At 55.0% G+C, this 13,676-nt stretch carries 7 protein-coding genes and 1 pseudogene; 7 read left to right on the forward strand and 1 reads right to left on the reverse strand.

The window, feature by feature from the left end:
• Window positions 1-31: 31 nt before the first annotated feature.
• The 4 genes from H3S97_RS07205 to H3S97_RS08610 all read left to right on the forward strand — a co-directional run bounded on the left by H3S97_RS07205 (window position 32) and on the right by H3S97_RS08610 (window position 5,357).
• The gene (locus tag H3S97_RS07205) at window positions 32-670 is read left to right on the forward strand and encodes a Pr6Pr family membrane protein (RefSeq protein ID WP_198176834.1); all 639 of its coding nucleotides are present in this window, start codon (window positions 32-34) and stop codon (window positions 668-670) included.
• Between the two features lie 65 nt (window positions 671-735).
• Window positions 736-1,500, forward strand: a complete 765-nt coding sequence (gene rph, locus H3S97_RS07210) for a ribonuclease PH (RefSeq protein WP_045935052.1) — start codon at window positions 736-738, stop codon at window positions 1,498-1,500.
• A gap of 35 nt (window positions 1,501-1,535) precedes the next feature.
• Window positions 1,536-2,222, forward strand: a complete 687-nt coding sequence (rdgB, locus tag H3S97_RS07215; RefSeq protein ID WP_198183725.1) for an RdgB/HAM1 family non-canonical purine NTP pyrophosphatase — start codon at window positions 1,536-1,538, stop codon at window positions 2,220-2,222.
• A 174-nt stretch (window positions 2,223-2,396) separates the two neighbouring features.
• Window positions 2,397-5,357, forward strand: a complete 2,961-nt coding sequence (locus tag H3S97_RS08610; RefSeq protein ID WP_198183727.1) for a hypothetical protein — start codon at window positions 2,397-2,399, stop codon at window positions 5,355-5,357.
• 28 nt (window positions 5,358-5,385) lie between these two features.
• Here H3S97_RS08610 and H3S97_RS07225 read toward each other — a convergent pair whose 3' ends face one another.
• Window positions 5,386-5,703, reverse strand: coding sequence for a hypothetical protein (locus H3S97_RS07225; RefSeq protein WP_198178741.1), 318 nt, complete (start codon window positions 5,701-5,703; stop codon window positions 5,386-5,388).
• A 71-nt stretch (window positions 5,704-5,774) separates the two neighbouring features.
• On the opposite strand from H3S97_RS07225, the gene H3S97_RS07230 reads away from it, so the two are divergent.
• The 3 genes and pseudogenes from H3S97_RS07230 to H3S97_RS07240 form a co-directional block, all read left to right on the forward strand.
• On the forward strand, window positions 5,775-8,636 hold the full coding sequence (locus H3S97_RS07230) for a hypothetical protein (protein WP_332461951.1): 2,862 nt from the start codon (window positions 5,775-5,777) through the stop codon (window positions 8,634-8,636).
• 399 nt (window positions 8,637-9,035) lie between these two features.
• Window positions 9,036-11,846, forward strand: coding sequence for a hypothetical protein (locus H3S97_RS07235; RefSeq protein ID WP_232342376.1), 2,811 nt, complete (start codon window positions 9,036-9,038; stop codon window positions 11,844-11,846).
• A 461-nt stretch (window positions 11,847-12,307) separates the two neighbouring features.
• A pseudogene (locus H3S97_RS07240) lies at window positions 12,308-13,676 on the forward strand (hypothetical protein); the annotation flags it as partial.

Consider the following 13,676-nt stretch of genomic DNA (forward strand, 5'->3'; position numbering starts at 1 on the left):
GTCCTCGCAAGGTCGGGCTAAGCTGGTCCGCATGAGATTCGTCGTGGGCATCTACCGGTTGCTGATCGCCTTCTTCTGCCTGGGCGGCACCTTCGAGGCCTGGCTGCTTGGGATCGGCAATAAGTGGGTCTATTTTACCTTCCAGACCAATATCGCCCTGGGTCTGGTCATGCTCTGGGCCGGAGCGGCCACCCTGCTCAAGGGCATCCAGCCCCCCTCCTGGCTCAAGGGCTGCCTGACGCTCTACATCGTCATCACCGGGCTGGTGGCCATCCTGGTCCTGGGGCTGAACAGCACGGACTACAAACTGGTCCTGGGCATCCGGACCACATGGATGATTCACGTCATCAGCCCAATCATGGCAACGGTGGACTTCCTCTTGTTCGACCCTCATCGTCGCTTCCGCTGGCACAATGTGCTGACTTGGCTGATCTATTTCCCCTTCTATGTAGCCTTTGTGCTGATCAGGGCCGCCATCTGGCCTCATTCGGGACCGCAGCCGGACGGCAACCCTTATCCCTATGCCTTCTTGGACCTCGGGCATCTGGGCTGGGCCCAGCTTGTGGTCAATCTGGCTGAGTATCTGGTCGTCTTCTTCGCCCTGTCACTGGTCATCTTCCTGATCGATCGCATCCTGCCAGCCAAGACACCACTGACCATTGATCGGTAGACGGCTGACGGAATAATGGGATCAGACCAGGGGAGCCTGGGCGGAACGGGAAAGGATCATCACTGATGGTTGCTATCAAGGACATGCTCCAGGAGGGTGCCGTGCTGCGGCCTGACGGCAGGGCGGCTGATGAGTTGCGGCCGGTCGTCATCACCAGGCATTGGACGGAGGCCCCCGAGGGATCGGTGCTGATCGAGTGCGGCAAGACCCGGGTCATGTGCACGGCCTCCTTCACGCCGACGCTGCCCCGTTGGCGCAAGGACTCCGGATTGGGTTGGGTCACTGCCGAGTATGCCATGCTTCCCAGGGCCACCAGTGACCGGACTGCACGCGAGTCTGTCCGGGGAAAGGTCGGCGGCCGCACCCAGGAGATCAGCCGGCTGATAGGCCGTTGCCTGCGCGGTGTGGTGGATATGAAGGCCCTGGGCGAGAATCAGATCCAGCTTGACTGCGATGTGCTTCAGGCCGACGGCGGCACCCGTACAGCTTCGGTCACCGGTGCCTATGTGGCCATGGTCGATGCCCTCCGATGGGCCCAGGACCACCATCACATCCGCAGTGCCGACAAGGTGACCAAGGATTGCGTCTCGGCCGTCTCGGTGGGCATCATCGATGGCAAGCCCATGCTCGACCTTCCCTATTTGGAGGACAGCAGGGCCATGACCGATATGAACGTGTCGATGACCGGAGCCGGCGATTTCATCGAGATACAGGGGACGGCGGAGCATCGCCCCTTCAGCCGTCAGGAGCTCGGCCTCTTGCTGGACCTGGCATCCAAGGGGAACAAGGAGCTTCAGGCCGCTCAGCGCAAGGCTCTGGCATCCGACTGACGTCCGGAACAGGCATTTCAGCGAGGAGGACCGGTATGGGGTATGCCAGAAAAGTGGTTGTGGCCACGCACAACGAGGGCAAACTAGGTGAGCTTCGTCGCATACTCGACGGTTTCCTGGCCGATGAGGGGCAGAGGATCGAGCTGGTTTCGGCGGGGCAACTGGGGCTGTCCGATCCGGTAGAGACCGGCACCACCTTTCAGGAGAACGCCCTTATCAAGGCTGGGCAGGCTGCTCGTGAATCAGGTCTGCCCGCGCTGGCGGACGACTCGGGGCTGGTCGTTGATGTGATGGGTGCCGCCCCGGGGATCCTTTCGGCACGGTGGAGCGGCCGCCACGGTGACGACCAGGCCAACTTGGAGCTCTTACTGAACCAGCTGAACGACATTCCCGACGAACAGAGGGGAGGGCGGTTTGTCTGTGCTGCCGCCCTGGTCGTTCCGGATGTGCCAGGGTATGCCGTCCGTGGACGTCAAGTGACCAGAGTCGGCGAGATGCCCGGAAGCATCATCCGCCAGGCACGGGGGGACAATGGGTTCGGCTACGACCCGATCTTCGTGCCCCTTGATCAGCCTCGGCGTGCCAGCGACCAGCAGCCGCTGACTTCGGCGGAAATGACTTCGGATGAAAAGAACGCCATTTCGCACAGGGGCAAGGCCTTGGCGGCCATCATGCCGATTCTCATCGGCTGGGTGCTGGGGGACGGCCATATTAGAGGCTGATAAATCCTTATGGATTCCGTAAGGTGAACGGTCGCGACACATCGACGATCATGCTCTGAGTGCCGGTCGCACTTGAATCATGCAAAGAAACGCGAAGGTGCGATTTTTTTATCTCTATGATACAGTCGGCGGTATTGGGGACAAGTTAAAAGTAAAGTCGATCTGTTCTAGCAGATGATTCCATCGGGATTTGGGGGTTTCGTATTGAAGCGATTGCAAGAACGGAACAACAAGGGATCACTGCACGTGAACCGTTCGATCATCGCTGTTCTGATAACCCTTCTGGCGACTCTGGCCATGGTTGTTCCGCTAGGGTTGAGCGCTCTGTCGGCCAGTCAGGCCAATGCCGTTGATGGACAGGACGAGACGGCGAGCAGGAAGCCTCTGCTCTATAGGATGTTGGCCTTCAACGACAAGATTGATTCCTGGCAGGATGAGCTGCGCATGGACTTCATCCTGCGCGTGAAACATAACGAGTTCAAGCCGGATTGCGTCGACCTCGGCAAGTCGGACACCGGTGGCAAGGCGAAATGTAATTTATCTTTTATATATCAGTATGTAGGTTCTGATAACCCTGCAGATTACTATCGGATAAGGTATATAAATAGTATAACTCCAGATAATTATCTTGAAAATAACAAAAACGGGCATACATATGATGGAGCTGTATCATGGGCTGGGAATCATGTGGAGCGTTTTACGGTTCATAAGATAATCAATTCAGGTTTATATGACTACTTGGCCGTATCCATCGAAGGCGACATGAACATTGCGGATAAGTCTACAGATCCTGCAAAGTTCGTGGCTGGTGGTCACCCTGAGCCTTTGAATGTCTTTGCTATTGTCGGTGAACAGAATGATGCCCTGTCCTGTGGTAGCTCTTCGTGGGCATGGGGTACCGCCACCTGCTCAACTTTCGATCCAGCCTCCATGAGTAACTTGCAGGATAGATCTTCAAATATCACCGCGAGTTTATCGAAGGATAAACAGATGAAAGTGTATATGGGTGACTGCTTGGGTAGCGGAGGAGACGACCTGAAATGCAGTGGCCCATATTCTTGGGTTGGATGGGACTATTGGCCACAACTTTATAACATGTACCAGGCCAACTGGGGTATGGTGACCGATTATGGTTTTCCGGCTTATAGCGATGGTAAGGTTGGAAAAATAAATGCCACAGCCCCGGGCACGGCTCCGGCACGGTCTTTCTTCGTGTATTGGATGAACTTGCGTGGTCCAGGCAACAAAACCAATGGCATATGTTCTGAGACCAGTTCCTATTACTATCAGTGGGTGGCTCTTAAGGACAGCCAGTGGGTGCCAGTTAAGGAGCTGACTCCTGAGCCGGTCCTGGTGACAGGCCAGCAGCCGAGTCCCAACACTTTGACTACCACCTACGGACTGCAGGGCATGGTCAATACCAATGCCGCTTATAACGTCAATCCGACTGACCCAAAGTATGCGAATACCACCAACGTGCTTTTTGCGACTGATAAGGATGGCAATCCCATGCCTGCTCAGAAGGCTGATGGCGGGATTGATTTCAAGGAGGCCAAGGAGAAGCAGGATCTTGACGGCTATTTCAAGCTGGTGACCTGGCCTGACACCAGAAATTCTGATGGCACGGAATGTACAGCCGTCAGCCCTGAGGTGTACAGCCCCAAGAGCGCTGGTCTTGTGGGGATTGACGATAGTATGTCCGCCGCGCAAAAGGATACGAATCTCTCTGCGGGTTGGACGATTGATACTGCTTTTTATAAGTATGATGTGCCCCGTCCTGATGATCCGACAATCACCAAGATCGAGAATGATGCGGATGCCGGCTTGGATGCTTCTGGGAGCGTGTATACGTCGAAGCTTGACCCGATAATCAGTGGTGAGTGCACGCCTTCCAAGGATGAGAAGCATCCCAATACGGTTGTTCTATATGGAGAGGATCCCACCAATCCGATTGCGGATGGGCAGGGCACAAATGGCGATGACTTGGTGAAAAGCTCGGACACGTGGGGGTTCAGGCTGGGGGAAGTTGTTTGCGAGACCGACACTGGCAGCAAGCAGGGAGGGTCCTGGTGGATACAGGACACCAATAAGCAGTATCCGTCGCCGGACCCCGGCAATAAGTACAACGGCTACAGGCGTTATCATGCCTGGGTGGTTGAGTCCACGTCAGGGTTCGGCTTGACCTCCTACTTCTCGAATATTGGCACGGCTTATTTCGTCTCGGGCGAGAACGTCCCGGATGCGAGCAAGTTCTCGGTCACGGTGCCCCATACGGTCAACGGGAGCCTGCCGACAGGTTCGGTGGTCACGTTCAAGGGTGAGGTGTCGCCTGTGTATACGGCCTGGTCCTCGGGGAAGTTGGGGATGACTGATTCGAGGATGGTCGTTTCGATGAAGCAGAATGCTGCCTCGGACTGGACGCCCTTGCTGACCACTCCGGCCAACACCTTCCAGAGGGATGCGGCGGCCGGCGCTGCTCCTTCCGTCACTGACCCCACATCAGGTCTCACGCTGAGCCTGACCAAGACGGCGGCTTCCACCTGGTCCTGGTCGCTGAACATACCTGCTGACAAGTTCACCGGTTACAACGGTGACGACGAAACGCAGACCTATACTTTCCATGTTGAGATGATCAACCCGATGAACCTCCGTTCGGGCCCGGCATCCATCGAGCGGAAAATCGACATGACGCCCACCACACTGACCATTGACCGCCATGACGTCTTCCAGGTGGCCGGCAGGGCCTACAAGTATGTGGACGGGGACAGGAAGATTCCTGAGACCAAAGGCACCCTGGTCCATATAACCTGGCCCGGCAAGACCAATAGCAGCACTGATGTCGCAGTGGGGGATCAGGGTTCGTGGCAGGCAACTCCGCCTGAGGGCGTCAATCAGGGGCAGTTCTCTGCTCAGGTGCTTTCGGATGATGCCGAGGGCTCTGACGCGCAGGGCAGGTTCCAGGGCGGGAACCAGTCAGCCTCGGTGTCGCATGAGCTGGACTTCCGGCCTTCGACCTCCTCCTTGCCGCTTACCGGGGGATGGCCGCTTTCCGTGCTCAGGATCCTGCTGCTGATAGCCCTAGGCCTGGTGGGCTTCGTGGCCTGCCTGAGGAACAGGCAGGAAAGCCGGCACTGACCTCGGTCGTATAAGACAGGGCCCGCCCTCATCCTTCCAATTTCATGGAGATGAGCGCGGGCCCTGTTTTTTTAATTCCCGTGTTGCTGCCGTTGCCAAGGCAGTGTTCGCCCCCAATCCAGACCGGTCGGAAGACGACAACATTTTGCCTCTCGCAGCTGTGTACTGGCCCTGCCGTGGTCAAGAACTTGAACGGACGCAAAACACCCCACCTGAATCCCAGATTATGCCCTTGATTTCTGTAGCCTTGGAAAGGCAAAGAAAATTTATATGCATTGTTGTGCTCTATGTGCAGTTGCCTTAATTGGGGGTAGGTCAAAAGCAGACTTGATTTGTTCTGGAGCATGATTTCATTGTGGTTTGGGGGGTATTGTATTGAAGCGTTTGCAAGAACGGGGCGCTAAGGGTTCACAAGGTGTGAACCGTCCGATAATTGCCGTTCTGGTAACCCTTCTGGCGACGCTGGCCATGGTTGTTCCGCTGGGGCTGAGCGCGCTTTCGGCCGGTCAGGCCAATGCCATCGATGGGCAGGACGAGACGGCCAGCAGGAAGCCGCTGCTCTATAGGATGTTGGGCTACAACAACAAGATTGATTCCTATCAGGATGAGCTGCGCATGGACTTCATCCTGCGGGTAAAACACAACGAGTTTGACCCTTCTTGCGCCGACGCCACTTCTGGTGCCGATACCAAGGGCAATTGCAATCTGGCCTTTGTCTATCAGTACAAGGGGTCAGATGACACTTCCTTTTATCGCAGAATAAAGTATCTGAACACCATAGCCTCAGCATCATCCTCGGATCAGCCCTGGTCCGGAGCCTACAAGTGGGCGCAAAATCAAGATGAGTATTTCACCGTGCACACCATAATAAACTCCGGTTTATATGACTATCTGACCATTTCCATTGAGGGTGATCTGGCGCTGAAGAATTCTGCTGATGCGTCATATTACCAACCTGGTGGTGCCAACGAGCCGGTGAATATCTACGCAGTCGTTGGTAAACAGGACGATGCACTGTCCTGCCTGCGCCCTAGCAACTCGTGGAGTTGGTCTAGCGGAATCGATAATTGTCGCAATTTTGACCCTGACACCATGATCAATGCGCCGGACAGGGTATCCAACATTACTTCAACTTTAGCGGCGAACGACAAGAACTTCACCCTATATATGCAAGAATGCCTTGGCACGGGTGCTGATCTTCAGTGCAGCGGCCCGTATTCTTGGGTTGGTTGGAACAGCAACCCAAATCTCTACGGAGGCAATCAGGCTAACTGGGGCATGGTAACCGATTACGGTTTTCCTGACTACAAGAGCAATGCTACTGGGCCAATCGCCGGCACTGATCCGGGCACAGCTCCGGCACGGTCGTTCTTCGTGTACTGGCTCAATGTGCGCGGCAGTACCAAAGCTAACCCTGATGGCATATGTTCTGAGACCAATTCCTACTATTACCAGTGGGTGGCTCTGAAGGATAGCGAGTGGGTGCCAGTTAATGAGCTGACCCCTGAGCCGGTCCTGGTGACAGGCCAGCAGCCGTCCCCCAATACGGCGACTACCACGACCAGCAAGGCGGCCCAAGTCAGTAAGTATTCGGCTTTCAACTTGCCCAAACAGCCGGATAATCCCAATGAGATGTTTGCCACTGACAAGAACGGCCAGCCCATGCCTGCCCAGAAGGCTGATGGCGGGATTGATTTCAAGGAGGCCAAGGAGAAGCAGGATCTTGACGGCTATTTCAAGATGGTCACCTGGCCTGTCACCACGAACCGGGACGGCAGCGCTTGTACCGTCAGCCCTGAAGTGTACAACCCTGATCAGAAGGGCCTCGTCGGTATACGTGACGGCATGAACAGCTCGGATATAGAACGGAATATTTCAGCGGGCTGGACGATCAATAGTGCCTTCTATAAGTACGATGTGCCTCGTCCTGATGATCCGACGATTACGAAGATCGAAAACGATGCTGATGCCGGTTTGGATGCTTCGGGCAGTGTGTATACGTCGAAGCTTGATCCGGTGGTCAGTGGTGAGTGTACGCCTTCCAAGGATGCCGCGCGTCCCAACAAGGTTGTTCTCTACGGCGAGGACCCAGCCAATCCGATTGTGGAGGGGCAGGGCACGAATGGCGATGACCTGGTGAAAGGGACGGACACGTGGGGGTTCAGGCTGGGCGAGGCTGAGTGCCAGGTCGATCCCAAGAGCAAGCAGGGGGGTTCCTGGCGGATACAGGACACGAACAAGCTGTATCCGTCGCCGGATTCTGGCAACAAGTACAGCGGCTACAGGCGTTATCATGCCTGGGTGATCGAGTCCATCTCCGGATTCGGTTTGACCTCCTACTTCTCGAACATCGGGACGGCCTATTTCGTTTCGAGTGAGAACGTCCCGGATGCCAGCAAGTTCTCGGTCACGGTGCCTCATACGGTCAACGGGAGCCTGCCGGCGGATTCGGTCGTCGTGTTCAAGGGTGAGGTGTCGCCTATATATACGGCCTGGTCTTCGGGAGGGCTGGGGATGACGGATTCGAGGATGGTCGTTTCCATGAAGCAGAACACTGCCTCTGATTGGACCAGTCTGCTGACCACTCCGGCCAACACCTTCCAGCGGGATGCAGCAGCCGGCACCACGTCTTCCGTCGCGGATTCCGCAACGGGCCTTACGCTGGGCTTGACCAAGACGGCGGCTTCCACGTGGTCTTGGACGCTGAACATCCCTGCTGACAGGTTCACCGGCTACGACGGCAGCGACGAGACACAACTGTATGATTTCCGCATTGAAATGGTCAACCCGATGAACATCCGTTCGGACCCGGCATCCATCGAGCGGAAGGTCGATATGACACCCACCGCGTTGACCTTGGAGCGGTACGACGTCTTCCAGGTGGCGGGGAAAGCCTATAAGTATGTGGACGGGGACAGGAAGGTTCCCGAGACCAAAGGCACCCTGGTGCATGTGACCTGGCCCGGCGGCAGTGGTACGGATGTCGTTGTGGGGGACCAGGGTTCGTGGCAGGCGGTTCCTCCTGAGGGCATCAACCAGGGGCAGTTCTCTGCTCAGGTGCTTTCCGACGATGCCGAGAGCCCTGACGCCCAGGGCCGGTTCCAGGGCGGGAACCAGTCGGCCTCGGTGTCGCATGAGTTGGAGTTCCGTCCTTCCAACTCGGCTTTGCCTCTTACTGGCGGATGGCCGCTTTCCGTGCTCAAAATCCTGCTGCTGATAGCCCTCGGCCTGGCCGGCTTCGTGGCCTGCCTGAGGAACAGGCAGGAAAGCCGGCACTGACCCCGGCAGCATCAGACAGGATCCGCCCCCGCCCCATGAAGTTGAGAGGATGAGTGGGGCCCTGCCGTTGCCAGTCACCCGCACCCCTAACTCAGACTGTTCTTAGTCAAGACTAAGGACGGTCGCGAAACACCCTTTCTGAATCCCAGATCACGCTTTCAGTCTCGGTACTCTTAAAGCATGTAAAGGGGACAAGAAGATGCCATAAGTGAGGATACGGTACTTGTGCTCCAGGGTTTCGTGGCCTGCACCGGGGACCAATCAAGCGTGCAGTCCATCTGATTCTGGAGATGGTTGCATTGAGGTGTGGGGGGTAGCGTGTTGAACCGATTGCAAGAAGGGGTCAATGAGGGTCCACGGCATGTGGATCGCCCTATAGTGGCTGTTTTGATAACCCTTTTGGCGACGCTGGCCATGGTTGTTCCGCTAGGGCTGAGCGCGCTTTCGGCCAATCAGGCCAATGCCATCGATGGGCAGGGCGGGACGGCCAGCAGGAAGCCTCTGCTCTATAAGATGCTGGCCTATAACGACAAGATTGATTCATACCAGGATGAGCTGCGGATGGACTTCATCCTGCGCGTGAAGCACAACGATTTCAATCCGCAATGCGTTCCGATGCGTGATACTTCTCCCTATGATTCAGTAAAGTGCAATCTGTCTTTCGCATATCAATATGAAGGAGCGCAAAGTCCGTCCCACTATACCCGGATTCGGTACCTGAATACTATTTCAACAAATCCCAACGACCCCACTGGCGGTGCTGAGCAATGGGCGGAAAATGAGGAGCAGTTCTTTACGGTTCATAAAGTGATCAACTCTGGTTTATATGATTTCCTGGCTGTATCCATAGAGGGTGATTTGTCCTACATGGATACCTCCTTGGATCCGAAATATTATGTGACTGGCGGTTATCCGGAGCCTTTGAACGTCTTCGCAATTGTTGGTCAACAAAACAATACGCTCTCGTGTGGAGGTTCTCCATGGGACTACACTACGAATGACTGCACATCCTTCGATCCGAGCTCTATCGGCAGCAACGTCCAAGACAGGGTCGCCAATATCACTGCAGACCAGGGTAAGGGCATCAAGCTTTACATGGGCAACTGCCTAGGTAACAGTCCCCACCCTCAGTGCAGCGGACCTGCTTCTTGGGTTGGCTGGAATGGTAATCCCCCTCTTTATGGTGGTCACCAGGCCAATTGGGGCATGGTAACGGATTATGGATTTCCTATAGGAGCCAATCCGGTTCCAGGAGTAGCGCCCCCCAAGTCCTTCTTTGTATACTGGTTCAATTTGCGTGGAAATAACAGCGCTGGTGGAATATGTTCCACGACCAACTCCTATTACTACCAATGGGTGGCGCAGAAGAATAGCCAATGGGTGCCTGTCGATGCGCTGACGCCTAAACCGGTGCTCGTAACTGGTCAGAAGCCAGCAGTAAACGGCTTGACCAATTCCTGGGGTCTTCAATATCAGGTCAATGACAATACGGCTTACAACGTCGATCCGACTGACCCAAAGTATGCGAATACCACCAACGTGCTTTTTGCGACTGATAAGGATGGCCAGCCTATGCCTGCCCAGAAGGCTGATGGCGGGATTGATTTCAAAGAGGCCAAGGAGAAGCAGGATCTTGACGGTTATTTCAAACTAGTTACTTGGCCTGTCACTACTAATGCCGATGGCACCCAGTGCAAGCCGACGGCAAGCACTCCTGAAGTCACCACTAAGATATATGACCCTCAACAGGATAGCCTTGTTGGGATAACAGACGATATGTCTACAGCCCAGAAAAACACGAATCTGGATGCAGGATGGGCTATCGATACTGCCTTCTATAAGTATGATGTGCCTCGTCCCGACGATCCGACCATCACCAATATCCAGAATAATGCTGATGGCTCCTTGAATGCCTCGGGAAGCGTCTATACTGGCAAGCTTGATCCGGTGGTCAGCGGTGAGTGCACTCCCTCCAAAGATGACACACATCCCAACACGGTTACCTTGTTCGGAGAGGATCCTGGCAATCCTTTCAAGGAGGGGCAGAGCAAGAGCAGTGACGATCTGGTGAAAAGCTCGGACTCCTGGGGGTTCAAGCTGGGAGAGACCGTATGCAAGGTCGATCCCAAGAGCAAGCAGGGAGGCTCCTGGCAGATACAGGACACCAATAAGCAGTATCCGTCGCCGGATCCGGGCAACAAGTACAACGGTTACAGGCGCTATCATGCCTGGGTGACTGAGTCCGCCTCCGGGTTCGGCTTGACCTCCTTCTTCTCGAACATAGGGACAGCCTATTTCGTCTCCAACGAGAATGCTCCGGACGGCAAGCTCTCTGTGACAGTCCCCCATACGAAAAACGGGATTTTACCGGCGAACTCGGTCGTCACCTTCAAAGGCACTGTTTCGCCTATAAATATGGCCTGGTCCTCGGGTGGGCTGGGGATGACTGATTCCAGGCTGGCCATTTCCATGAAGCAGAATGCTGCCTCGGACTGGACGCCCCTGCTGACCACTCCGGCCAACACCTTCCAACGGGATGCGGCGGTCGGCACTGCTTCTTCCGCCGCGGATTCCGCCTCGGGACTCACGTTGAATCTCACGAAGACGGCGGCTTCCACCTGGTCCTGGACCTTGACCATATCGGCTGACAGATTCACCGGTTACAACGGCGACGACGAAACGCAAAAGTATACCTTCCAGGTCAAGATGATCAACCCTCTGAATGTCCCTTCGGACCCGGCTTCCATCAACCGGACGGTCGACATGACGCCGACCACGCTGACCTTGGAGCGGTACGATATCTTCCAGGTAGCAGGCAAGGCCTATAAGTATGTCAACGGAAACATCAGGGTTCCTGAGACCAAAGGGACTCTGGTCCATATAACCTGGCCCGGCAACAGCAGCACAGATGTCGCCGTGGGAGACCAGGGTTCATGGCAGGCGACTCCGCCTGAGGGGATAAACCAGGGAAAATTCACCGCTCAGGTTTCTTCCGATGATGCCGAAAGCGCTGATACTCAAAGCAGCAACTTCCGAGGTGGAAACGAGTCGGCTGCGGTGTCACACGCACTGGAATTCCGGCCCTCCACCTCATCCCTGCCCTTCGCCGGAGGATGGCCGCTTTCCGTGCTCAGGATCCTGCTGATGTTGATACTGGGTCTGGCTGGCTTTGTGGCCTGCCTGAGGAATAGGCAGGAGAGCCGATACTGATTTTCGGGCGGCATAAGGCAGGGCCTGTGCTCATCTCCGCGGAATTCGGGGGATGAGGGCAGGCCCTGCTTGTGTTTCCTGTGCGCGAGATGGGACTCGAGCCCAGACATCTGAAGGACAGCTGGCGGGAGAGCCGCTTGGCAGCGTCGAACTGTCTGCCTTTCCATGACAAGGTGGCCTCCCCGTCCAATTAGACCAGCCAGATGAAGACCGTAAACGGTTGTGAAATGCCCTTCGTGAAACACCCTATGGGAATCCTTGATAATGCTTGCAATTCCAGTGCTCCTGGAGCATGTATGGAAAAGGCGAAGATGCTATTTTTTTATCTCTATGATAGAGTCTAAACAGTTGGGGACAAATGAAAAAGCAAAGTAGAGCTGCTCTGGCGAATAATTATATCTTGATTTGGGGGTATTGGATTGAAGCGATTACAAGAACGGGACGCTAAGGGTTCACAGCGTGTGAGCCGTCCGATAATTGCCGTTCTGGTAACCCTTCTGGCGACGCTGGCCATGGTTATTCCGTTTGGGCTGAGCGCCCTTTCGGCCAATCGGGCCAATGCCATCGATGGACAGGACGAAACGGCCAGCAGAAAACCCCTGCTCTATAGGATGATGGCCTTCAACGACAGGATCGATGCCTACCAGGATGAGCTGCGCATGGACTTCATCCTGCGCGTGAAGCACAATGAATTTAAGCCGGATTGTGTCGGTGTTGGTGGGACTGACACCAAAAATCCGTCACAATGCAATTTATCTTTCATATATCAGTTTGTTGGTTCCGAAAACCCTGACTATTACAGGCGCGTGCGGTATATGAACACTATCACCCCGGATGATTACGTAGACAGCAATAAAAATGCCTACGCTTATGATGGTGCCTTAGCCTGGGCCAGGAACCAGGCTGAGTTCTTCACCGTTCATAAGATTATCAATTCTGGTTTGTATGACTACCTGACCATATCCATCGAGGGTGATATGAACATTAAGGATACGTCTACAGATCCCGCAAAATTTGCTGTTGGCGGTCACCCCGAGCCCTTGAATGTCTTTGCCATCGTTGGTGACCAGAACAAGGCCCTGTCTTGTGGCAATTCTTCCTGGTCCTGGACTACCGATAACTGCACAAGCTTTGATCCGGCTTCCATGAGTGATTTACAGGCTCAGGATAGATATTCAAATATCACAGCGAGCATGTCCCAGGACAAACAGATGAAAGTGTATATGGGTTACTGCCTGGATAGCAAAGCGGATATGAAGTGCAGCGGCCCGTATTCTTGGGTTGGTTGGGACAGCAACCCAAATCTCTACCAAAACAATCAGGCTAACTGGGGCATGGTAACCGATTACGGTTTTCCTGACTATAAGAGCAATGCTACTGGGCCAATCGCCGGCACTGCTCCGGGAACAGCTCCGGCACGGTCTTTCTTCGTGTACTGGCTGAATCCGCGTGGCAGTACTAATGACAATCCTGATGGCATATGTTCTGAGACCAATTCGTATTATTACCAGTGGGTGGCTCTGAAGGATAGCGAGTGGGTGCCTGTCAATGAGCTGACTCCCGAGCCGGTCCTGGTGACAGGCCAGCAACCGTCCCCCAATACGGCGACTACCACGACCAGCAAGGCGTCCCAAGTCAGCAAGTATTCCGCTTTCAACGTGAGTCCGAAGGATCCTCAATATCTCGACAACCCCAACGTGCTTTTTGCCACTGACAAGGATGGCAATCCCATGCCTGCCCAGAAAGCTGATGGCGGGATTGATTTCAAGGAGGCCAAGGAGAAGCAGGATCTTGACGGCTATTTCAAGATGGTCACCTGGCCTGTCACCA

It is taken from the genome of Bifidobacterium choladohabitans, assembly GCF_016102005.1.
Lineage (GTDB): Bacteria > Actinomycetota > Actinomycetes > Actinomycetales > Bifidobacteriaceae > Bombiscardovia > Bombiscardovia choladohabitans.

Bases quoted from the DNA above. Each gene is read 5' to 3' on its own strand.
- H3S97_RS07205 (WP_198176834.1), top strand. From the start codon at position 32: ATGAGATTCGTCGTGGGCATCTACCGGTTGCTGATCGCCTTCTTCTGC.
- rph (WP_045935052.1), top strand. From the start codon at position 736: ATGGTTGCTATCAAGGACATGCTCCAGGAGGGTGCCGTGCTGCGGCCT.
- rdgB (WP_198183725.1), top strand. From the start codon at position 1,536: ATGGGGTATGCCAGAAAAGTGGTTGTGGCCACGCACAACGAGGGCAAA.
- H3S97_RS08610 (WP_198183727.1), top strand. From the start codon at position 2,397: ATGATTCCATCGGGATTTGGGGGTTTCGTATTGAAGCGATTGCAAGAA.
- H3S97_RS07225 (WP_198178741.1), bottom strand. From the start codon at position 5,703: ATGCTCCAGAACAAATCAAGTCTGCTTTTGACCTACCCCCAATTAAGG.